The 20,451-nt window shown below is 70.1% G+C and carries 20 protein-coding genes; 1 reads left to right on the forward strand and 19 read right to left on the reverse strand.

Annotated elements, in window-relative coordinates:
• Window positions 1-236 precede the first annotated feature (236 nt).
• The 16 genes from M3M27_RS09580 to M3M27_RS09655 form a co-directional block, all read right to left on the reverse strand.
• Window positions 237-1,307 (reverse strand): protein-glutamate methylesterase/protein-glutamine glutaminase, encoded by a 1,071-nt coding sequence (locus M3M27_RS09580; protein WP_434027893.1) that lies wholly within the window; start codon window positions 1,305-1,307, stop codon window positions 237-239.
• On the reverse strand, window positions 1,304-1,900 hold the full coding sequence (gene cheD, locus M3M27_RS09585; RefSeq protein ID WP_140721562.1) for a chemoreceptor glutamine deamidase CheD: 597 nt from the start codon (window positions 1,898-1,900) through the stop codon (window positions 1,304-1,306). Before cheD ends, M3M27_RS09580 begins: the two co-directional genes overlap by 4 nt.
• Window positions 1,897-2,760, reverse strand: a complete 864-nt coding sequence (locus tag M3M27_RS09590) for a CheR family methyltransferase (RefSeq protein WP_140721560.1) — start codon at window positions 2,758-2,760, stop codon at window positions 1,897-1,899. The genes cheD and M3M27_RS09590 overlap by 4 nt, the downstream gene beginning before the upstream one ends.
• 238 nt (window positions 2,761-2,998) lie before the next feature.
• Window positions 2,999-5,380, reverse strand: coding sequence for a methyl-accepting chemotaxis protein (locus M3M27_RS09595; protein WP_434027894.1), 2,382 nt, complete (start codon window positions 5,378-5,380; stop codon window positions 2,999-3,001).
• An 80-nt stretch (window positions 5,381-5,460) separates the two neighbouring features.
• Window positions 5,461-5,832 carry a hypothetical protein gene (locus tag M3M27_RS09600; RefSeq protein WP_140721553.1) on the reverse strand — a complete coding sequence of 124 codons (372 nt, stop codon included), beginning with the start codon at window positions 5,830-5,832 and terminating at the stop codon, window positions 5,461-5,463.
• Between the two features lie 163 nt (window positions 5,833-5,995).
• Window positions 5,996-6,481, reverse strand: a complete 486-nt coding sequence (locus M3M27_RS09605) for a chemotaxis protein CheW (RefSeq protein ID WP_140721550.1) — start codon at window positions 6,479-6,481, stop codon at window positions 5,996-5,998.
• A 196-nt stretch (window positions 6,482-6,677) separates the two neighbouring features.
• Complete coding sequence (locus M3M27_RS09610) at window positions 6,678-7,472, reverse strand: flagellar brake protein (RefSeq protein ID WP_140721547.1); 795 nt, start codon at window positions 7,470-7,472, stop codon at window positions 6,678-6,680.
• A gap of 21 nt (window positions 7,473-7,493) precedes the next feature.
• Entirely contained in the window at window positions 7,494-9,719 is a 2,226-nt protein-coding gene (locus tag M3M27_RS09615) for a methyl-accepting chemotaxis protein (RefSeq protein WP_434027895.1), read from the reverse strand.
• Window position 9,720: 1 nt separating this feature from the next.
• Window positions 9,721-10,215, reverse strand: coding sequence for a hypothetical protein (locus M3M27_RS09620; RefSeq protein WP_140721541.1), 495 nt, complete (start codon window positions 10,213-10,215; stop codon window positions 9,721-9,723).
• Window positions 10,216-10,612: 397 nt separating this feature from the next.
• Window positions 10,613-12,601 carry a chemotaxis protein CheA gene (locus tag M3M27_RS09625; RefSeq protein WP_434027896.1) on the reverse strand — a complete coding sequence of 663 codons (1,989 nt, stop codon included), beginning with the start codon at window positions 12,599-12,601 and terminating at the stop codon, window positions 10,613-10,615.
• Window positions 12,602-12,656: 55 nt separating this feature from the next.
• Complete coding sequence (locus M3M27_RS09630) at window positions 12,657-13,022, reverse strand: response regulator (protein ID WP_140721534.1); 366 nt, start codon at window positions 13,020-13,022, stop codon at window positions 12,657-12,659.
• Window positions 13,019-13,327: an STAS domain-containing protein gene (locus tag M3M27_RS09635; protein WP_140721531.1), complete on the reverse strand. Its 309-nt coding sequence runs from the start codon at window positions 13,325-13,327 to the stop codon at window positions 13,019-13,021. The genes M3M27_RS09630 and M3M27_RS09635 overlap by 4 nt, the downstream gene beginning before the upstream one ends.
• 112 nt (window positions 13,328-13,439) lie before the next feature.
• Complete coding sequence (locus M3M27_RS09640) at window positions 13,440-14,456, reverse strand: chemotaxis protein CheW (RefSeq protein WP_434027897.1); 1,017 nt, start codon at window positions 14,454-14,456, stop codon at window positions 13,440-13,442.
• Window positions 14,453-15,235 carry a ParA family protein gene (locus M3M27_RS09645; protein ID WP_434027898.1) on the reverse strand — a complete coding sequence of 261 codons (783 nt, stop codon included), beginning with the start codon at window positions 15,233-15,235 and terminating at the stop codon, window positions 14,453-14,455. The genes M3M27_RS09640 and M3M27_RS09645 overlap by 4 nt, the downstream gene beginning before the upstream one ends.
• On the reverse strand, window positions 15,235-16,212 hold the full coding sequence (gene motD / locus M3M27_RS09650; protein ID WP_434027995.1) for a flagellar motor protein MotD: 978 nt from the start codon (window positions 16,210-16,212) through the stop codon (window positions 15,235-15,237). The genes M3M27_RS09645 and motD overlap by 1 nt, the downstream gene beginning before the upstream one ends.
• Window positions 16,209-16,949, reverse strand: a complete 741-nt coding sequence (locus tag M3M27_RS09655) for a flagellar motor protein (RefSeq protein WP_140721525.1) — start codon at window positions 16,947-16,949, stop codon at window positions 16,209-16,211. The genes motD and M3M27_RS09655 overlap by 4 nt, the downstream gene beginning before the upstream one ends.
• Before the next feature lie 79 nt (window positions 16,950-17,028).
• Between M3M27_RS09655 and M3M27_RS09660 the strand changes: the two genes are divergently transcribed.
• The gene (locus M3M27_RS09660) at window positions 17,029-17,400 is read left to right on the forward strand and encodes a hypothetical protein (RefSeq protein WP_140721522.1); all 372 of its coding nucleotides are present in this window, start codon (window positions 17,029-17,031) and stop codon (window positions 17,398-17,400) included.
• A gap of 39 nt (window positions 17,401-17,439) precedes the next feature.
• On the opposite strand, the gene M3M27_RS09665 is transcribed toward M3M27_RS09660, so the two are convergent.
• From M3M27_RS09665 to cheY, 3 genes are all read right to left on the reverse strand, one after another.
• Window positions 17,440-19,182 carry a chemotaxis protein CheA gene (locus M3M27_RS09665; protein WP_434027899.1) on the reverse strand — a complete coding sequence of 581 codons (1,743 nt, stop codon included), beginning with the start codon at window positions 19,180-19,182 and terminating at the stop codon, window positions 17,440-17,442.
• A gap of 205 nt (window positions 19,183-19,387) precedes the next feature.
• A complete protein-coding gene (locus M3M27_RS09670) occupies window positions 19,388-20,005 on the reverse strand; it encodes a protein phosphatase CheZ (protein ID WP_434027996.1) in 618 nt (205 codons plus the stop codon).
• Entirely contained in the window at window positions 20,005-20,397 is a 393-nt protein-coding gene (gene cheY / locus M3M27_RS09675) for a chemotaxis response regulator CheY (protein ID WP_434027900.1), read from the reverse strand. Before cheY ends, M3M27_RS09670 begins: the two co-directional genes overlap by 1 nt.
• Window positions 20,398-20,451 lie beyond the last annotated feature (54 nt).

The raw sequence follows: 20,451 nt of genomic DNA on the forward strand, positions 1-20,451 counted from the left end.
CTCTTGTGGGAGCGGCTTTAGCCGCGATGGGGCTTTCCCGAAATTCGATTGCCACCGAATTTCAGCAACTTCCGCGCCGTCGTCCCCGCGCAGGCGGGGACGACGGTCGATGTCGATGCGACAACGGATACCGGACCCTGGGAAAGCCCCATCGCGGCTAAAGCCGCTCCCACAACAGCCGCTTCACAAGAAGCGCTCCCGCAAAAAGGCCGTTTCTGTGGCGATGCTTGCCCGCGCTACGCCGGCGGGTTGGCCAGCGCGACCAGACGCTCCGCCACGCGCTCCAATGGCACGACTTCCTGTGCCGCGCCGAGCTTGAACGCCGCGCCCGGCATGCCCCAGACCACGCTGCTGGCCTCGTCCTGGACCAGGGTCGACGCGCCGGCCTCGCGCATCTTCAGCAGGCCGCGGGCGCCGTCGTCGCCCATGCCGGTGAGGATCGCGCCGACCGCGTTCGGGCCGGCGTTGGCGGCGACCGACTGGAACAGCACGTCCACCGCCGGCTTGTGGCGATTGACCGGCACGCCGTCATCGATCCGTGCGCGCCAGCGGGCGCCGTCGCGCACGACGCGCAGGTGCTTGCCGCCCGGCGGCAGGTAGGCATGGCCGGGCAGGATGGCCTCGCCGTCGGCGGCCTCGCGCACCGACATCGCCGAATGGCGGTCCAGGCGTTCGGCGAAGGCCGTGCTGAAGCTGGCCGGCAGGTGCTGGGTCAGCACGACGGCCGGGGCGTCGGCCGGCATGCCTTCGAGCACGATGCGCAGCGCCTCGGTGCCGCCGGCGGAGGCGCCGATGGCGATCAGGCGCTCGGTGGTGCGAAAGCGCATCGAGCGCGCCGCACCGGGCACCGGCGCTTCCGGCGCGGGCCGGACCAGGGGCGGGCGGGCGATCGCGCGCACCCGGGCCTTGGCCGCGTTCTTGACCTTGGCGACGATCTCGGCGGCGTAGTCCTCCAGGCCGCGGGCGACGTCGAGCTTGGGCTTGGAGACGAAGTCCACCGCGCCCAGCGCCAGCGCCTGCAAGGTCGCATCGGCGCCGCGTTCGGTCAGCGACGAGATCATCACCACCGGCGTCGGGCGCAGCCGCATCAGGTTCTCGAGGAAGGCCAGCCCGTCCATGCGCGGCATCTCGATGTCGAGGGTGAGCACGTCCGGGTCGAAGCGCTTGATCTTCTCGCGCGCGACATAGGGGTCGGTGGCCGAGCCGACCACCTCGATGCCCGGGTCGCGGGACAGGATCTCGGTCAGGAGCTGCCGCACGACCGCCGAGTCGTCGACGATCAGCACGCGTACGGGAGCTTCGATCATTCGAACAGCTCCACGCCGCCGGTGACCGGGGCCTTGGACAGGCGTGCGCGCACGGCGGATTCGGCGGCGGCGACCTCGGCCTCGTGGGCGTGCGGCAGGCGCTGCACGACCACGCGCCCGGTGGCCGGGAAGAACCAGATCTTGCGCGGGTGGATGCCCATCAGGTCCTCGGCGAGGATCGGGATGTGCTCGGCCTGCAGGTACTGGCGCACGAATTCGGCGTTGCGCGTGCCGACCGGGTTGCTGGTGAATCCCTTGAGCACGTTGGCGCCGCCGAACACCTTGGCCTCCAGGCGCTTGCGGTGCGCGCCGCGCTTGAGCAGGTCGTTGATCAGCAGTTCCATCGCGTAGCTGCCGTAGCGCGCGGGCGCGCCGTCGCCGACCTGGCCCTCCGGCAGCAGGAAGTGGTTCATGCCGCCGATCTTCAGCACCGGGTCGCGCAGGCAGGCGGCCACGCACGAGCCGAGGATGGTGGTCAGCGCGGTGTCGTCGTCGACCACCAGGTACTGGGTGGGCAGCAACTTGGCGGCGACGGTCTGGAACCGGGTGTCGTGGTAGCGCATCACCTCGTCGATCTTCGGCAGGCTGCTCATGCCGGCGCCCCGTTGCGCGGCGCCCGGCGGTAGAGGGTGCGCCCGCAGGGTTGGATCAGGTCGGACGCGTGCAGGTAGTTCTCCGAGTGGCCGGTGTAGAGCAGGCCGTCGTCGCCGAGGTGCGTGACCAGCCGCGACAGGATGGCGCGCTGGGTGGGCTTGTCGAAATAGATCATCACGTTGCGGCAGAACAGGGCGGCGAACGGGCCGCCGGCGTCGTAGCGCGGCGCCAGCAGGTTGAGCTGGCGGAACTCGACCAGTTGGCGCAGCGCCGGCACCACCCGGCACTTGCCCTCGTTCGGGCCGGTGCCGCGCTGGAAGTACTTGCGCTTGACCGCGATGTCCAGCGAGGCGATGCGTTCGAGCGGATAGATGCCGCGCGAGGCGGTTTCCAGCACCTGCGTGTCCACGTCGGTGGCCAGGATCCTGACCGGCGGCGCCAAGGTGCCGAAGGCCTCGCAGGCGGTGATCGCGATCGAGTAGGGTTCCTCGCCGGTGGACGCCGCGCACGACCAGAGCTTGAGCGGGGCTTGTCCGGCACGCCGGCGCAGTTCCTCGTGCAGCTTGTCGAAGTGGTGGGGTTCGCGGAAGAACGAGGTGAGGTTGGTGGTCAGCGCATTGGTGAAGGATTGCCACTCCTCGTCGCCCTCGCCGCTGGCTTCCAGGCGATCCAGGTAGTCGCGGAACGAACGCAGCCCGAGCGCACGCAAGCGCCGCGACAGCCGGCCATAGACCATGTCGCGCTTGGCCGGCGCCAGGGCGATCCCGGCGCGCTGGTGGATCAGGTCGCAGACGCGGCGGAAGTCGCGGTCGGCGAACTCGAATTCCCGGGAATCTGCGGTGGCATCGGCAGGCGTCATTGGGCGGAAGGTCGGGGGACTATGGCGATATCGGTCGGCGTGCCGGACGCCTGAAGGCCGAAGGGGCCGAAAAGGAGAACGCCGGGGAGGGACTCCAGTCCCGGCGCCGTGCCGGCACTGCCTGGCGGGACTGAAGTTCCTCCCGCTAGAGAGGCTTCTTCCGCACGACCCGTGCCGCGGCGGCATCAAAAAAAGGCCCCGGGCGGACCCGGGGCGATCGGAACAGCGAAACGGTGGATCAGAATTCCTGCCAGTCGCCATCCGCCAGCACCGGCTCGCTCTCGCTCTTGAGCGGACGCGAGGCGCGCACCGGCCGGGCCGGCGCGGCCGCCGGCGCCGCCTTGGCGGTCCTGGCGACGGTGCGCGGCGGTGCGCTGGCGGCCTGCACCGGCGCGGGCAGGTCGTCGAGCTTGAAGACGGCCACGGCCTCGGCGAGCTGCGCGGCCTGTTCCTCCATGGCACGGGCGGCGGCGGTGGCTTCCTCGACCAGGGCGGCGTTCTGCTGGGTGGTCTCGTCCATCTGGGTGATGGTCTGGTTGACCTGCTCGATGCCGCTGCTCTGTTCCTGCGAGGCGGCGGAGATCTCGGCCATGATGTCGGTGACGCGCTGCACGCTGGCGACGATCTCGCCCATGGTGGCGCCAGCCTTGTGCACGAGCGCCGAGCCGTCGGCGACCTTGCCGACCGAGTCGTCGATCAGGCCCTTGATCTCCTTGGCGGCGTTGGCCGAACGCTGGGCGAGGGTGCGCACTTCGCTGGCGACCACGGCGAAGCCGCGGCCCTGCTCGCCGGCGCGCGCGGCCTCGACGGCGGCGTTGAGGGCGAGGATGTTGGTCTGGAAGGCGATGCCGTCGATGACCGAGATGATCTCGGCGATCTTCTTGGAGGAACGCTCGATCTCGCCCATCGTGGAGACGACCTGGCTGACGACCTGGCCGCCGTCGCGGGCGACGCCGGCGGCGCCCTGCGCGAGCTGGTTGGCCTGGCGGGCGTGCTCGGCGTTCTGCTTGACGGTGGAGGTGAGCTCTTCCATCGAGGCCGCGGTTTCCTCGAGGTTGGCGGCCTGCTGCTCGGTGCGGCGGGAGAGGTCGTTGTTGCCGGAGGCGATCTCGACGGCAGCGGTGTTGATCGCCTGCGAGGACTGCTTGATGCGCCCGACGATGTCGGCCAGCTGCTCGGCGGTGGCATTGGCGTCGTCGCGCATGCGGGCGAACACGCCCTGGAAATCGCCGTGCATGCGGGCCGTCAGGTCGCCGCGCGACAATGCCGAGAGCAGGCCGGAGATCTGCTCGATGCTGGACGAATTGGCTTCCAGCAGGCTGTTGAGCTGCTGGGCCAGCTGCAGGAAGAAACCCTCCTTGCCGTCCTGGGAGACGCGCCCGCCGAGGTCGCCGGCGGCCGCGGCGCGGACGATGCGCGCCACTTCCTCCTCGACGCCGACCTCGACGGTGCGGTCGCGCCATTCGCAGACGTTGCCGCTGAGGTTGCCGTCGGTATCGCGGATGAGCGTGATGGTCTGGGCGATCACCGCCTCGCCGAAGCGTTCTTCGACCTGGGCGCTGCCGTCCTTCTCGAGCTTGCCGGCGACCGCGCGCAGGGCCGCTTCGGACAGGCCGAGATAGGCGACGGGGCGGCCGATCACGTCGTTGCCGTCGAAGTCCGGTGAGACCGTGCGCAGGCTCTCCTGGTGCAGCGCCGCGGTCCTGCGGAACGATTCGTTGGCGTAGATGACGATGCGGTCGCGGTCGGTGATGAAGGTCGGGGTCGAGGAGCTGTCCAGCGCGGTGCGGATGCGCAGGTTCTCGCTGGCGATGGCCTGGTCGCGCTCGATGCGCTCCTTCAGGTCGCGCTGCATGCGCTGCATGGCGCGCATCAGGTCGCCGACCTCGTCCGCGCGCGAAACGTCGATATGGCCGTCCAGCTTGCCGCCGGCCACGTCGTTGGCCACGGCGACCGCGCCGCGCACGGTCTTGACCAGGGCATTGGCGAAGAACCACGCCAGCACCAGGCCGCCCGCGATGCCGGCCGCGATCATCACCCCGGTCAGCGTCACGGAGGTCGCGTGCACGTCCTCGGCCTGCTCCTTGGCGGCCTGGGCGAGCTTGTTGTCCTCGGCGATCAGCGCGGCCAGCGAGTCCTGGGCCTTCCGGTGCAGCATGCGGGTTTCGCCGACGAACGTGTCGACCGCATCGTCGGGCAGGTTCAGCTGGATCATCTCCTCGACGCTGGCATAGGAGGCGCTGGCCTTCTTCCAGTCGGCGACGAAAGCGTCGAACAGCTTCTTCTGCTCGGGCGTCTCGATCAGCCGGGGATAGGCCTTGATCGCGGCGTCGATCTGCCCGTGCAACTGGATGGCGCGTTGCTTGGCTTCCTCCTTCACCGAGTCGCTGGCGCGGACCAGGCCCTGGTAGGCGGAGTTGCGATACTCGCCGATCATGCCGCGCAGTTCGCCGGCCTCGCGCACGCTGGACATGGTGTTGCCGGCCAGCTGCTTGCTGGCGCGGTTGAGGGACGACAGACCGGTGAAGGCGATGATGCCCTGGATCAGCATGAGCGTCAGGACGACGCCGAAGGCCAGCAGCAGCTTCGGCTTCAGTTTGAGATTGATGATCCACTGCATGAACGCTGTTCCTTGTTGGGATGCTGCAGGCGGCAGCTGCGAGCCCGCCGCCGGCAGCCGGCGGCGGGGGCAGGAAAGGATTACTTGATCGTGGCCAGCTTCAGGCTCGACGGCGAGCTGACGTCGATGGCCGCGCGCGAGCTGTCGCGCTCGATCTTGCCGATCACGCAGATGTCCTTGCCCTCGAGCGACTCGGGCGGGAAGCTGAACTTGCCGCGGTCGGAACCGGCGATGCGCGCCGAGAAGGTGTGGCGGGGGAACATGCCGCCCATGTAGAGGAAGGTCGGCTCGCCTTCCGAACCCTGCGCGTACTTGGCCTTCTCGACCTTGCCGCAGACCATGCCGTCCTTGCCCACGAACCGGGAAGCCATTTCCGGCGGGATCATTTCCTGCGACTGCGCGAACGCGGTGGAAGCGACGGCGGCGAGGACGAGGGGAAGCAGGGATTTCATCGGTGTTCTCCGGAATACGATACGGGTGGGGCGAGCCTCCGCGACGGAGGTCCTTGCCGGTGCTATCGGCGTGGTCGTCGGCATCTTGACCGGGTGATATGTGATTTACGTCACTTTTTCACGCATGCGTCACGCGGCTGTAGGGAATGTCCCGACAGCGCGCTCAGGCCGCTTCTTCCGCGGTTTCCTGCTGGGCGAGGTCGGCGCTGTCGAGCAGGCTTTCGATATCCAGCAGGATCAGCATGCGATCGCCTTCCGTGCCGATGCCGGAGATGAAACGGGTGTCGACCGCGGCGCCGAATTCCGGCGTGGGGCGGATCTGTTCGTCGGACAGCGCGATCACGTCGGACACGCTGTCCACCACGATGCCGACCACGCGGCTGTCGACGTTGAGGACGATCATCACGGTGAAGGCGTCGTAGCGCGCTTCCTTCAGCTTCAGCTTCAGGCGCAGGTCGATGACCGGCACGATGGTGCCGCGCAGGTTGATCACGCCCTTGATGTAGTCGGGGGCGTCGGGCACGCGGGTGACGGTGTCGTAGCCGCGGATCTCCTGCACCTTGAGGATGTCCACGCCGTAGTGTTCTTCGCCGAGGGCAAAGCTGAGGAATTCGCCGCCTTTGCCGGCGGTGGGGGTCTTGTCGTTCATGGCGGCTCCAGCGTGCGCTGCGAAGGCAACGGGGGTTCTGTCCGATCCTGATCGGCTGGAGCGGCGGCAACTTTAGGGCCTGGCGTGAGGTGGGCTGGCGTTCCCGTCGGAGCGAGGGGCGTGGCCGGGATGGGGCGCCGAAGGAGGAATGCGCCGTGGCAGGGACTCCAGCCCCGGCGGGCCTTGCCGGTGTGGTTCAGAACACGCCGCTTTTGCGCGCGTTGCGCTGCCGGTCCACGCGGAAGATGTAGCGCTGGATCGCCTCGCCGGCGCCGCGCGGCAGGTCCGTGAACTGCAGGCCCATGCGGATGCTTTCCTGGCCGTTGGGCAGGGTCTGCCGGAACTGGTTGCATGCGGTCAGCGGCAGCGCGATCGGGTCCTGGTCCGGGAGCTTCAGCACGCAGTCGCGGCAGGTGCGGTGGAGTTCCGGCAGCGGCATGCCGGGGGCGAGTGCGACGGCCAGCCCGCCGCCGCTGATGTCGATGACGCGCAGGTCCAGTTCGATCCTGCGCCCGCTCTCGTGTTCGAAGCGGAGCAGGCAGCTGGGCGACTCGGTGACCGGCGTTTCCAGCCGGTAGTGCTCGCGGCGCTGCAGGTAGTAGAAGGCGTCCGGCAGGGGCGCGCGAAAGGCGACATGGGCGTCGCGCTCGATCCGCCGGTGGCCGGCGACGCGGAAACGGACCCGCACGCGTTCGAGCTGGGCGAAGCAGAGCAGGTAGCCGGCCTCCGCCGCCGCCCGGTTGGAGGCTTCCTGCGGGCTGCCATCGAGGATCAGCCAGGCCTGGTCGCCGGCGTCCTCCACGTCGAGCACGGCGGTGGGGAAGAACAGGTCGCGGCCGCCGACGTGGGCGGTGATCAGCGAGCGCTGCTGGACCAGCGACTGCAGCAACCCCCGGATCTGGCGAGGGTTGCGCACCAGGTATTTCTCGTCGCCCTCCGCGCCCTCGCCGGGCGCGTCTCCTGGGGCTTCGGAAGCGTTGCCTTCGGCCATGGACCCTGGACGCTGCAGGCGTTATCGCGGATTGAGGTTGACCACGGTATCGGCCGTCCGCTCGGTTCTTGAAGGGCCGGGCCGCGCCGCCTGCGCCAGCAGCGCGTCGACGCCGTCCTCCCCGAGCCGGAACAGCGCGACCGCGTCGACCAGCTGGCTGGCCTGGTGTTCCATCGCCCGCGCGGCGGCGGAGGCCTCCTCGACCAGGCTGGCGTTCTGCTGGGTGGATTCGTCCATGTGCGCCAGGGTCCGGTTGACCTGGTCGATGCCCGCGCTCTGCTCCTGCGAGGCGCCGGAGATCTGCGCCATGATGTCGGTGACGCGCTGCACGCTGGCGACGATCTCGCCCATGGTGGCGCCAGCCTGCTTGACCAGCGCCGCCCCGCTTGCCACCCGGCCGGTCGAGTCGTCGATCAGCCGCTTGATCTCCCCGGCCGCGGCGGCCGAGCGCTGGGCGAGGGTGCGCACCTCGCTGGCGACCACGGTGAAGCCGCGGCCCTGCTCACCGGCGCGCGCGGCCTCGACGGCGGCGTTGAGGGCCAGGATGTTGGTCTGGAAGGCGATGCCGTCGATGACCGAGATGATCTCGGCGATCTTCTTCGAGGACGCCTCGATCTCGTCCATCGTGGCGACGACCCGGCCGACCACCGTGCCGCCCTCCGAGGCGACGCTGGCGGCGCCCTGCGCGAGCTGGTTGGCCTGGCGGGCGTGCTCGGCGTTCTGCTTGACCGTGGAGGTCAGTTCTTCCATGGCGGCCGCGGTCTGCTCCAGCGCGGCCGCCTGCTGCTCGGTGCGGCGGGCGAGGTCGCTGTTGCCGGCGGAGATCTCCGCGGCGGCGGTGTCGATCGCCAGGGCGGAGTCCTTGATCCGCCGCACGATGCCGGTCAGTTGCGCGGCGGTGCTGTTGGCGTCCTCGCCGATCCGCGCGAACACGCCTTCCAGGCCACCCTGCATGCGCGCGCCGAGGTCGCCGTGCGACAGCGAGGACAGCAGGGCGGAGATGCCGTCCAGCGCATGCGCGTTGTTGTCCAGCAGCTCGTTGAGCTGTTGCGCCAGCTGGCGGAAGAAGCCCTGCTTGCCGTCCAGCGCGACGCGGTCCTTGAGGTTGCCGCGGGCGGCTTCGCGGACGATGCGGGCGACTTCTTCTTCCACCTGCACCTCGGCGGTACGGTCGGCCCATTCCACGACGTAACCGAGCCGCTCGCCGGCGGAGTCGGCGACCGGGTTGATGATCAGCCGCATGTTGCGCCCGCCGACCTTGATCTGGGCGCGGTGCGTGCCGCTCAGCCGGTCGAGCAGCCGGGCCTGGTGCTCGGGATGGCGGTGGAACTGGTCGATGCTGCTGCCGAGCAGCCGGGCGGCGTCGAAGCCGGGGAGGTCGCGGCGCAGGTCGTCCTGGGCCTCGGCCAGCATCGCGGCCAGCGGGCGGTTGACGTAGACGATCGTGCGTTGCGCATCGGCGATCATCACGTGGGTGGTGACGTTGTCGAGGGCGCTGCGCAGGCGCAGGCTCTCGCAGTGCTCGCGTTGCTGCTGCGCATGCTGGCGCAGCAGTTGGTCGCTGGCGGCCGCCAGCGTGTGCGCCAGCGAACCTTCCGGGAAGTCCATGCCATGGAACTCCTCGGGCAGGGGCTGTTCCCGGGCGATGTTGCGGGCGGCGCGCGCGAGCGCGCGCGGATCGTGGCCGACCGAGCGCAGCTGCCTGCGCATCGGCACCGCCATCATCGCCAGGATCGCGGTTTCGACGATCACGGCGCCGGCGTGGATGAGCAGGACGCCGAACCCGGTGCCGGGCGCGAACGCCCGCAATGGCCAGCCTTGGCGCTGCAGCCAGAAGAACGCCAGGTGGTGGACCGCGATCGCCGCGGCCGCGACCACGATCGGGCGCCAGTCGCGGTAGTACACCAGCAGCGCGATCGCCATGATGACCACGAAATGCACTTCGGCCATGCCGCCGGACTGGTGGATCAGCAGCGCCGACAGCGCCATCAGCACCAGGCCGATGGTGCAGCGGCTCAGCAGCGTGCCCGGGTACAGCAGGTGCTGCCCGGCGGCGACGGCCAGCGACGGCAGCGCCACGATCAGGAACGGCCACCACTGGCCCAGCCAGGCGGCCGCGACCAGGCTGGCGAATGCCAGCAGCCCGCCCAGGCCCAGGAACAGGCGATCGGCGCTGACCGCCAATTGCCGCAGGTACGGAAGCGATTCGTCGTTGGCAGGTCTGGCTGCTGGGTGGCTGGACCGCATGTCATGGCTCCTTGTGACATTGGCAGGTTGGAGGAACGATCAGCGCCCGCCCGGGCCGGGAGAGCAGGGCAGGCAACAGCGTGTCCAGCGCGATCGGCGCGCCGCAGCCGATATCCACGAGGGCAGGGCCGGCATAGACCAGCCGGGCCGGCGGCGCGAGCACCAGGACCGGATAGCCGATGTCGCTGGAAGCGGTGCCCAGGTCGAGCGCCGGAACGGACCGGAGCAGCGCGGCCTGCAGGCGGGACACGCCGGTGTCGGCGCGGCAGCGGCATTCGCCCGAACGTGCCAGGAAGACGGTGGCTCTTGCGAGGTCGCGCGCGGCGGGGCTGTGGGCTTGCAGGCGCGCCACGATGGCGGCCGCATCCTCCTGCGCGCGGACGGGAGCCAGCAGGGTCCGGAAGGCCGGGACCAGCCAACCGAGCCAGAGCGCCAGCAATGCGATTCCGAACCACGGCGCCAGGCGTGGCGCAAAGACGTACCGCATGACGGCCATCGCCCATCCCTCCCTGCACGGTCCTCGTCCGGGTCACGGCCTGATCGGCGCCAAGCAAGAAAGGTTGAGCGTCGTGTCACGGCTTTGTAACTGAGCGCACAGATTACTGAATTCACCTTTGGCAAGGCCATGTGAAGCCAGGGGGCAAACGATGGCCGGGGATCGATCCGGCAGGTGCCGCGATGCAATGCCGGAGGCATCGTGGCCTGCGATCACGCCCGCAGAGGACGTCAAGTCATCGGGCCGTGCGCAGCGATCTCTCGCCAAAGGCGGCGAATCGCGGGGAAGGCATGGCGATGCGGCCGGGCGGAAGGTCGTACCGCGCGGGCGCGGCCTTGCCGGCAGGATGTCGTCGCGGCTGGGCGCCGCTCCGCGGACGCGGAGCCGAGGCTGCGCGCTACGCGGCCTGCGGTACGCGCAGCGAGCGCACCAGGCCGCCGATGTCCACGATCAGCGCGACGCGGCCGTCGCCGAGGATGGTCGCGCCGGACACGCCGGCGATGCGTCGGTAGTTGTTCTCGATGTTCTTGACCACCACCTGCTGCTGGCCGACCAGTTCGTCCACCTCCAGCGCGATCTTCTGGCCGTCGCCCTCGACCACGACGACCAGCGGCTCGCCGCCTTGCCGACCGTCGTAGCCGTAGTAGTCGCTGAGCGAAAGGATCGGCAGGTACTCGCCGCGCACGCGCAGGACGCGGCCTTCGCCGGCCATGGTGCGCACGTCGGCGGCCTGCGGCTGCAAGGCCTCCAGCACGTAGGCGAGCGGCAGGATCAGGGTTTCGCCGGCGACCGAGACGATCATGCCGTCGAGGATGGCCAGGGTCAGCGGCAGCCGGATCAGGGTGCGGGTGCCGAGGCCGGCATTGCTTTCGATCTGCACCTCGCCGCCCAGCGCCTGGATGTTGCGACGGACCACGTCCATGCCGACGCCGCGGCCGGACAGGTCGGTGACGGCATCGGCGGTGGAGAAGCCCGGGGCGAAGATCAGGTCCCAGACCTGCGCGTCGGTGGGGTTCTCGGGCACGGCCAGGCCGCGCTCGCGCGCCTTGGCCAGGATCTTCTCGCGGTTGAGGCCGCGGCCGTCGTCGCTGACCTCGATGACGATGTGGCCGCCCTGGTGGGAGGCCGCCAGCGTGATGGTGCCGGTCTCGTCCTTGCCGGCGGCGCGGCGCGCGTCCGGGAGCTCCAGGCCGTGGTCGATCGAGTTGCGCACCAGGTGCACCAGCGGGTCGGCGATCTTCTCGATCAGGCCCTTGTCCAGCTCGGTGCCTTCGCCGATGGTGCGCAGGCGCACCTGCTTGCCCAGGCGCGTGGACAGGTCGCGGACCAGGCGCGGGAAACGCCGGAACACCGCGTCCACCGGCAGCATGCGCACGCTGATGACGGCTTCCTGGATGTCGCGGGTGTTGCGTTCGAGCAGTTCCAGGCCGGCGACCAGGCGCTCGGCGACGGCGGGATCCAGGCCGCTGGAGACCTGCTTGAGCATGGCCTGGGTGATGACCAGTTCGCCGACCAGATTGATCAGCGCGTCGACCTTGTCGACGCTGACCCGGATGGAGGTTTCCGCTTCCTGCGTGCTGCCGGCCGCGGCCGGGGCAGCGGGAGAGGCCGGAACGGCGGCAAGGGCGGGGGCGGGCGCGGCGGCGGCCGGTTCCGCCACGGGCGTGGCTTCGACCGCCGACGGCGGGTCCATCGGACGGATGTCCAGCTCGCAATCGTCGACCACCCAGGCGAAGGTGTCCTCGATCTTGCTGCGCGGGACCTTGCCGAGCAGGCCGAGGTCCCAGGCGATGTAGGCCTCCAGCGGGTCGATCTGCTCGAAGCCGGGCAGGCGTTCCAGGCGCGCGGCGACCTGCAGCGGGCCGAGGCTTTCGAGTTCGCGGATGATGCGCAGCGGGTCGTTGCCGCTCATGAACAGCGATGGCGCCGGCGTGAAGCCGATGTGCCAGGCCTCCGGCGCTTCTTCCTTCGCGGCGGCCGGCGGGGCAGGCGCGGCGGCGCCGGACAGCACGGCGTCGAGGCGCTCTAGTACCGCCCGCACCGCGGCCGGGTCGGCCGGCTGGTCGTGCTCGGCCTCGCGCAGCAGCGCGCGCAGCACGTCGACCGAGCCCAGCATGGCGTCGATCGCGGCGGCTTCCAGCGCGCGCTTGCCGGCGCGCAGCTCGTCGAGCAGCGTTTCCAGCACGTGCGTCAGCCCGGCGATCGACTCGAAGCCGAACGTGGCGGCGCCGCCCTTGATCGAGTGCGCGGCGCGGAACACCGAGTTGATGGTCTCCGGATCGGTGGTGCCGCCTTCGAGCGACAGCAGGCCGGCCTCCATCGCGTCCAGCCCTTCGCGGCTTTCCTCGAAGAAGGTGGCGTGGAAGCGTTGCAGGTCCATGCTCATGGCGCGGAATCCGGATCGTGGGAGTCGACGGCGGGTATCGGGGCGTGGCGGGGCCCTAGCCCAGCACCTTCTGGACGGTGGCGACCAGTTGTTCGGGATTGAACGGCTTGACCAGCCAGCCGGTGGCGCCGGCGGCCTTGCCTTCGGACTTCTTCTCGGCGGCCGACTCGGTGGTCAGCATCAGCAGCGGGGTGAACTTGTAGTCCGGCAACTGGCGCAGCTCGCGGATCAGCGCGATGCCGTCCATGTTGGGCATGTTGACGTCGGTGACCACCGCGTTGAACTTCTCGCCCTTGGCGCGGCCGAGGGCGATCGCGCCGTCCTCGGCTTCTTCGACCGCGAAACCGGCCGAGGTGAGGGCGAAGGACACCATCTGGCGCATCGACGCCGAATCGTCCACCACCAGGATACGTGCGCTCATGCGGCGTTCTCCACAGATTTCAGGTTGTCGTTGGATGCGGGCAGGCCGAGCGTGTGGGCCACGCCGAGCAGGCGCACCGCGTCCTTGAAGATGTCGTTGCAGCCATCGAAGCCGGTCCGCAACCCCGCCTTGCGGCGGCTGTCGACGAAGGCGCACAGCACCTGCACGCTGGCGGTATGGATGCGGCGGACCTGGCCGGCATCGAGCATCAGCTGTCCCGCCTCGGCGAGATAGGGCGCGAGCTTCTGCTTGAGGTCGGCGCTGGTCTCGATGCCGAGATCCTCGCCCAGTGACACTGTGCTCATCGGTGCTCCGGAAAGACGATTGCCCAGGCGGTATCGGCAGGAAGCGGCCAAGCTTGAGGGGGAATGTCGATGTGCGAAGCGGGCCGGGGGGGCGTGGCCCCGGGGCCCGGCGTCACTGCAACAGCTGCGAGGCATCCAGCAGGATCACCGGGCGCTGGCCGAGGCGTGCCACGCCGCGGAAGAACTGGTTGGAGATCTTGCACAGGCGGGTGTTGTCCGGCGGCTCGATCTGCTGGTCGGTCAGGGTGGTGACGTCCTCCACGGCCGAGACCCGCAGGCCCATCGTCTCGCCCTGTTCCTCCAGGACCACCACGCGGGTATCGGGATCGGCCGCGACCGGCTGCGAGCCCAGGTACAGGCCGAGGTCGAGCACGGGCACCACCAGCCCGCGCAGGTTCATGATCCCGAGCATCGAGCGCGAAGTGCCGCGCAGGCGCAACAGCGGGGTCGGCAATACCACTTCCTGCACCTTCAGCAGTTCCAGCGCATAGGCCTGTTCGCCGCAGCGCAGCCGCAGCCAGCGCGAGCTGCGTTCGGCGGGCTGCGGCGGGACCTGGGCGCGGTCCGCGTCGTCGGGGCGGAACAGGGCCTGGATGTGCGGCGGCAGCCGGGCGGGCTGCCCCGCTGCCGACCGGGCCGGCAGCCGGGACTTGGACATCGCCGGCGGGTTCGTGGCGGCCTTGCTGCGCGCGGGCGCGCTTTCGAGGGCAGCGGGCTTGGCGGGCGCGAACGCGGGGTCGTTCTCCATTTCCGCGATCAGGTCGGCGGCCATGGGATCGACGAGTGCCGGAGCGCTCGCCACCCCGGCGACCGGGGCCTTGGCCCGATCGGCCGGTGCATCGGCGAAGGCGGGATCGGCCAGCATCTCCGCGATCACGTCCGCGCCGACATCCACGGGTGCGCGGGCTTCGGCGGCGAAAGCCGGGTCGGCCATCATCTCGGCGATCACGTCGTCGGCGATCGTTGCGGCAGACGCGTCCGGGCCCGCGGCGGGCGTGGAGTCTCCGCACGCGGCGGCAGGCACCTCGCCGGTCGCGGATGCGGCCGCCGGGGGCGCCTGCGCGGCACTGCAGGCCACCGCCTGCAGCAGGCCGTCCAGGTATTCGTCGAGCACCTCAGTGCCGTTCACGCGGCCTGCTCCATGCGCGCGGCGTCGTTGGCGAGCATCCACTCGAGCGCGCGGCGGTACGCGGCCAGGCCGCGGCCCGGATAGTCGTCGGTGCTGGCCGGCGAGGTCAGCAGGTCGACGTTGCTGATGCGGGTGTCGACCGGGATCGCGTCTTCCCACACGCGCTCGCCGTAGCGCGCCTGCATCTCCTTGAGCGATTCGTGGCCGGCGCGGGTGCGGCGGTCGAACAGGGTCGGCAGGATCGACAGCGGAAGCTCGCGCCGGCGCGAGCGCTGCACCATGTCGGCGGTGCGCACCATGCCGGCCAGGCCGTGCAGCGCCAACGGCTCCGCCTGGGTGGGGATCACCAGGTGGTCGGCCGCGGCCAGCGCGTTGATCATCAGCAGGCCGAGCGTCGGCGGGCAATCGAGCAGGATGTAGTCGTGCGCGCGGCCGTGCCGTGCCAGGGCGTTTTGCAGGGCCAGGCCGAGGCCGGGCTGGTTGGCGCTGCGTCGCTCCAGCGTGGCCAGGGCGGGTTGCGCGCAGACGTAGGCCAGGCCCGGGATGTCGCTTTCGCGCAGCAGCGTGGACAGGTCGGCGGGCGGGGTGCCGAACAGGTCGAGCACGCCACGCGGCGGCGGCTCGGCCGGCACGCCGAAGGCGCGGGTCAGCGAGGAGTGCGGGTCCAGGTCGACCAGCAGCACGCGATGCCCGAGCGCGGCCAGGCCGCGGCCCAGGGCCAGCGTCGTGGTGGTCTTGCCCACGCCGCCCTTCTGGTTGGCGATCGCCCAGATGCGCATCAGTTCACTCCTTCGATGACCGCGGGAACGCTCTTGACGCCGCGGCTGCCGGGGACGACCCCGGCGGTTTGCGATTCGGTTGCCTTGGTGGGGTCCGGCGACGTCGCCTGCAACGGCGGCGTCAGTTCCGGGGCGAGGCTGGCGTCGGAGTCGGCGAGGATGATCAGCACCACCCGCCGGTTCGCGTTGCGACCGGCCTCGCTGGCGTTATCGGCACGCGGGCGGAATTCTCCATAGCCGACCATCGCCAGCCGCTGCGGCGCGATGCCCTCGTCGACGAACAGGTGCACCACGCTGGCGGCCCGTGCCGTGGACAGCTCCCAGTTGGACGGGAACTGCGCGGTGGCGATCGGCTGGTTGTCGGTATAGCCCTCCACGCGCACGCCGTTGGGCGCCTCGCGCAGGACCGTGGCGAGCTTGGCCAGGGTGTCGCGGGCATTGCGGTCGAGCAGGGCCGAGCCGGTCGCGAACAGGATGTCGCTGTGGATCTCCACCTCGATCCACAGGTCGTGGCGGCGCACGGTGATCAGCCGGGCGTCGACCAGCGGGGCCAGCGCGCGGGTGAGTTGCCGGGCGACCTGGTCCATCTGCCGCTGCGCGCGCGCCAGCCGGTCCTGGTCGCGCAGCGACACCGGCATGCGCATCTGCGAGGCCATCGACGGCAGCAGGGTGGGGTCGGGCGCCGGCGACGGCGCGGTCGGCCCTTCCTTGGCGCCGGACTTGATCGGCGAGGGCCGGTCCCAGTCGGACCCCTGCAGCTGGTGGTTGCCGACCTGCACCGGGTTGATGGTGCGCGGGGCGCCGCCGAACGCGGCGGTCAGCGCGTCGGCCATCACGCGGTACTTGCCCTCGTTGATCGAGGAGATCGCGTACATCACCACGAAGAAGGCGAGCAGCAGCGTCAGCAGGTCGGCGTACGGGATCGCCCATGCCTCGTGGTTGTTGTGCTCTTCGTGGTGCTTGCGGCGGGCCATCAGTGCAGGAAACCGGCCAGCTTGGCCTCGATGTTGCGCGGGTTCTCGCCGTGCGCGATCGCGATCAGGCCCTCGATGACCATCTCGCGCTCGTTGCTGGCGTGGTGGATCACGCTCTTGAGCTTGGCCGCGACCGGCAGGAACAGCAGGTTGGCCGAGGCGATGCCGTAGATGGTGGCGGTGAAGGCGGCGGCGATGCCGTGGCCGAGCTTGGACGGGTCGGCCAGGTTCTTCATGACCGCGATCAGGCCGAGCACGGCGCCGATGATGCCGAGCGTGGGCGCATAGATGCCCATGCCTTCGAACACCTTCGCCGCGGCGAGGTCCTGCCGCTCCTGGTTGGACACTTCGATCTCCAGCATGTGGCGCATGGTTTCCGGTTCCACGCCGTCGACCAGCATCTGCAGGCCCTTGCGCAGGAAGGCGTCGTCCTGGCCGTCGAGCTGGCTTTCCAGGCCGAGCAGGCCCTGGCGGCGCGCGATGTTGCTCCATTCCAGGATCTGCGCGAGCAGCGCCTCGCGCTGGCTGGCCGGCGGGTTGAACACCCAGCCGACGATCCGGAAGGCGCGGCGGAAGATCGCCGGCGAGGTGTGCAGCAGGATCGCCGCGAGCGTGCCGACGATGACGATCAGGAAGGCGGCGGGCGACCACAGCGAGGCCAGGCCCGCGCCCTTCAGGACGCTGCCGCCGACCACGGCGATCAGCGCCAGCACGATACCGGTGAGACTGAGCTTGTCCATGCAAGCGGTATCGGCGCGGGCGCGGGGGACTTGATAGCGCTTCATAGCGCTTCGCCGGGGGAATCGGTCACAAAGCGGCGTGAAGCCGCGTGAAGCGGGCGTTGGCGGATCGGGCGACGGCCAGCGCTATCTTCGCGGCATGCCACTGCGTCATTTCGTTCATGTCATCGGGTTCGAGGTCCCGGTCCATGGCAAGGCCCGGCCCGATGAACCGCTGGTCGTGCTGCTGGACAAGGTGCCGGTCGAGCGGTGGCGCGCGGTATTCCAGGAATGCGCGGAGGAACTGGTGCCCGGGCTGCGGCGCGGGGCGCCGACGCTGCAGGACGACACGATCCGGTTCCTGGTGGCGGGGCCGATGTCGCACAGGCAGGCGGCGGACATCCGCGGTTTCGTCGACCGGGTCAACCGTTTGACGTTCCTGCAGGACCGGGGCTCGTTCCAGCCGTTGTGAGCGCCAGGGAACCAACGGGCCCGCAATCGCGGTGGCCGCTCAACCGTCGCTGGCGCGCAGCCCGTCCACGTCGAGGATCAGCGCCATGCGGCCGTCGCCGATCAGGGTGGCGCCGGCATAGCCGGGAAGGCCGCGCAGCACGCGCGGCAACGGCTTGATCACCACTTCCTCGCGGCCGCGGACCTGGTCCACGACCAGGCCGAACCGGGTATCGCCGGCCTGCAGCAAGACCACGGTCAACAGCGGGGTGGGGCGCGGATCCAGCGACAGCCAGCGGCGCAGGTCCACCAGCGGCAAGGTATGCGAGCGGCGGTCGAGCACGGCGCGGCCGTCGAACCATCCCAGCGAGGTCTGCGGCGCGTGCAGCACCTCCACGACGCGCGCCAGCGGCAGCGCGTAGACGTCCTCGCCGGCCTGCACCAGCAGGGTCGGCAGGATCGCCAGGGTCAGCGGCACGCGGATCATGAAGCGGGTGCCGCGGCCGAGTTCCGACTGGATCTGGATGGTGCCGCTCAGCTCGCGGATGCGCGACTGCACCACGTCCATGCCGACGCCGCGCCCGGAGATGTCGGTGACTTCGGTCTTGGTCGAGAAGCCCGGCAGGAAGATCAGGTGCAGGCATTCGTCCACGCTCAGGCGCGCGGCCGCCTCGTGGTCGATCAGGCCCTTCTCGCGCGCCTTCTCGCGCAGCCGTTCCGGATCGATGCCGGCGCCGTCGTCCTGGATCTCGATGCTGACGTAGTCGCCTTCCTGCTGGGCCGACAGGCGCACGCGGCCGCTGCGCGGCTTGCCGCTGGCCTCGCGCAGGTCCGGGTCCTCCACGCCGTGGTCGATCGCGTTGCGGACCAGGTGCACCAGCGGATCGGCCAGGGCTTCGACCAGGTTGCGGTCCAGCTCGGTCTCGGCGCCGACCAGTTCCAGCTCGACCTCCTTGCGCAGCGAGCGGGCGACGTCGCGCGCGACTTTGGGAAAGCGCGAGAACACCTTGCCGACCGGCTGCATGCGCGTGCGCATCACCGCCGACTGCAGGCGCGCGGTGGCGATGTCGAGGGTGCTGACGGCGCGGTCGAGTTCCTCGTCGCGGATGCGCGCGCGCAGCGTCTTCAGGCGATTGCGCGCCAGCACCAGCTCGCCGATCAGGTTGACGATCGCGTCCAGGCGCTTGGTGTCGACGCGGACGGTGTGTTCGGCTTCGGCGGCCGGCTTGGCGACGGGCGCCGATGCCCGGGTCCCGGGGGCCGGAACGGCCGCAGCCAGCGGCTTTGTGCCGGGCGCGGCGCGGCCGTGCAGTTCGTCGAGCAGGGACTCGAACTCGTCCTCGCCGATCAGGCCATCGTCGTGGGACGCTGCAGGCTGGGGGGGGCTGGCCTGCGCCTTGCCGGATCCCGTCGCCGGCGGTGGCTCGCTCCCGGCATCGAACTGGGCGATCAACGCCGCCGGCACCTGCTCCGGTTCCCGCCCGGCGGACAGCGCATCGAGCATCGCCTGCAGGTGGTCCAGCGACTGCTGCGCGGCATCGAAGTGATGGGGGGCGAGCGTCGCCTGCCCGGAACGCGCGCGGCCCAGGGTTTCCTCGGCCGCGTGGCACAGTTCGACCATCGGCTGCACGCCGAGGAAGCCCGCGCCGCCCTTGAGCGTGTGGAAGCCGCGGAACACCGCATTGAGCTGGGTCGCGTCCTCCGGCGCCTGTTCCAGCGAGACCAGCTGCTCGCCGAGGCGGTCCAGGATCTCCTGGGCCTCGACGATGAAGTCGGCGACGATGTCGTCGGGAACGGCGCTCATGACCGCTCGCTCCCTGGAACCGTCGGCAAGGCCTTGGTCGTCATTCCCGCGAAGTGCTTTCCAGCAGCCGGATGGCTGGTGAGGCGGGAATCCACCGACGTGGACCTGCCATTCGCAGGGTTTGCCCCATTGCAACGTCCCGGGATTCCCGTTCTCGCGGGAATGGCGGTCGTTTCGGGACGCCTCATGCTCACGTGCAAGGCTCCTACAGCCCCAGTCCGGACAACAGGTCGTCGGCGTCGTCCTGCGAGACGGCGTGGTGGTCCAGCCCCTTCAGCGCGGGACCGGACAGCGCCGCGTCGGGCTTGCCGTCCTTGGGCGGCAGGCCGAGCGCGCCGAAGCCTTCGTGCACGCGCCGCACGATTCCCGCTACGCGGCGGATGATCTGGCCGGTCAGGTCCTGGTAGCTCTGGGTGAGCGCCATCTCGGTGAGGTTGTGGCGGATCTTCTCCAGGATCGCCTGCTGGTCGGCGCCCAGGCCACCGGCCTGCAGCTGGTCGGCGAGCGTGCGGCATTCCTCGGCCAGGTCCAGGGTGCGATGGCTGGCCTGTTCGGTCATCTGCACCACGTGGTCCAGGCGCGCGCAGGCATCGTCCAGCTGGCCGGCTTCCTCCGGCAGGCTCGGCAGTTCGCCCAGCGCCTGCCCGAGCTCGCGCGCGAGCCGGCTCAGGCCCTGGATCATCGGGCGCGTGCGCCAGGCGGCCAGCGCGTCGATTTCCCGGCGCCAGCCGCCCTCGTCGCCGCCCTCGAGGGCGTCCAGGGCATGGTGCAGGCGCTCGATCAGCGCGGCGCGCTCGGCGTTGGTTTCGATCGCGCTCTCCATCATGCGGTGGCCGCCAGCCGCTCGAAGATCTTGCCGAGCTTCTCTTCCAGGGTCTGCGCGGTGAACGGCTTGATGATGTAGCCGTTCACGCCGCTCTGGGCGGCCTCGATGATCTGCTCGCGCTTGGCCTCGGCGGTGACCATCAGCACCGGCAGGGCCTTGAGCTTGGGATCGGCGCGGATGGTCTTGAGCAGTTCGATGCCGGTCATGCCCGGCATGTTCCAGTCGGTGATGACGAAATCGAACGGCCCCGAGCGCAGCGCGGACAGCGCGGCATTGCCGTCCTCGGCTTCCGCGGTATTGGTGAAACCCAGATCGCCGAGCAGGTTCTTGACGATGCGCCGCATCGTCGAGAAGTCGTCCACGATCAGGATTCGCATGTTCTTGTTCACGGGGTACTCCTAGGGAAACGGAAATCTTGGCCGGGACGCGGGCCTGGGACCGGG

The sequence above is a fragment of the Xanthomonas boreopolis genome, assembly GCF_046529185.1.
In the GTDB taxonomy this organism is placed as follows: domain Bacteria; phylum Pseudomonadota; class Gammaproteobacteria; order Xanthomonadales; family Xanthomonadaceae; genus Pseudomonas_S; species Pseudomonas_S boreopolis.

What these genes read in the sequence shown, in the direction of transcription:
- M3M27_RS09580 (WP_434027893.1), bottom strand. Translation starts at nt 1,307, where the DNA reads ATGATCGAAGCTCCCGTACGCGTGCTGATCGTCGACGACTCGGCGGTC.
- cheD (WP_140721562.1), bottom strand. Translation starts at nt 1,900, where the DNA reads ATGAGCAGCCTGCCGAAGATCGACGAGGTGATGCGCTACCACGACACC.
- M3M27_RS09590 (WP_140721560.1), bottom strand. Translation starts at nt 2,760, where the DNA reads ATGACGCCTGCCGATGCCACCGCAGATTCCCGGGAATTCGAGTTCGCC.
- M3M27_RS09595 (WP_434027894.1), bottom strand. Translation starts at nt 5,380, where the DNA reads ATGCAGTGGATCATCAATCTCAAACTGAAGCCGAAGCTGCTGCTGGCC.
- M3M27_RS09600 (WP_140721553.1), bottom strand. Translation starts at nt 5,832, where the DNA reads ATGAAATCCCTGCTTCCCCTCGTCCTCGCCGCCGTCGCTTCCACCGCG.
- M3M27_RS09605 (WP_140721550.1), bottom strand. Translation starts at nt 6,481, where the DNA reads ATGAACGACAAGACCCCCACCGCCGGCAAAGGCGGCGAATTCCTCAGC.
- M3M27_RS09610 (WP_140721547.1), bottom strand. Translation starts at nt 7,472, where the DNA reads ATGGCCGAAGGCAACGCTTCCGAAGCCCCAGGAGACGCGCCCGGCGAG.
- M3M27_RS09615 (WP_434027895.1), bottom strand. Translation starts at nt 9,719, where the DNA reads ATGCGGTCCAGCCACCCAGCAGCCAGACCTGCCAACGACGAATCGCTT.
- M3M27_RS09620 (WP_140721541.1), bottom strand. Translation starts at nt 10,215, where the DNA reads ATGGCCGTCATGCGGTACGTCTTTGCGCCACGCCTGGCGCCGTGGTTC.
- M3M27_RS09625 (WP_434027896.1), bottom strand. Translation starts at nt 12,601, where the DNA reads ATGAGCATGGACCTGCAACGCTTCCACGCCACCTTCTTCGAGGAAAGC.
- M3M27_RS09630 (WP_140721534.1), bottom strand. Translation starts at nt 13,022, where the DNA reads ATGAGCGCACGTATCCTGGTGGTGGACGATTCGGCGTCGATGCGCCAG.
- M3M27_RS09635 (WP_140721531.1), bottom strand. Translation starts at nt 13,327, where the DNA reads ATGAGCACAGTGTCACTGGGCGAGGATCTCGGCATCGAGACCAGCGCC.
- M3M27_RS09645 (WP_434027898.1), bottom strand. Translation starts at nt 15,235, where the DNA reads ATGCGCATCTGGGCGATCGCCAACCAGAAGGGCGGCGTGGGCAAGACC.
- M3M27_RS09655 (WP_140721525.1), bottom strand. Translation starts at nt 16,949, where the DNA reads ATGGACAAGCTCAGTCTCACCGGTATCGTGCTGGCGCTGATCGCCGTG.
- M3M27_RS09665 (WP_434027899.1), bottom strand. Translation starts at nt 19,182, where the DNA reads ATGAGCGCCGTTCCCGACGACATCGTCGCCGACTTCATCGTCGAGGCC.
- M3M27_RS09670 (WP_434027996.1), bottom strand. Translation starts at nt 20,005, where the DNA reads ATGGAGAGCGCGATCGAAACCAACGCCGAGCGCGCCGCGCTGATCGAG.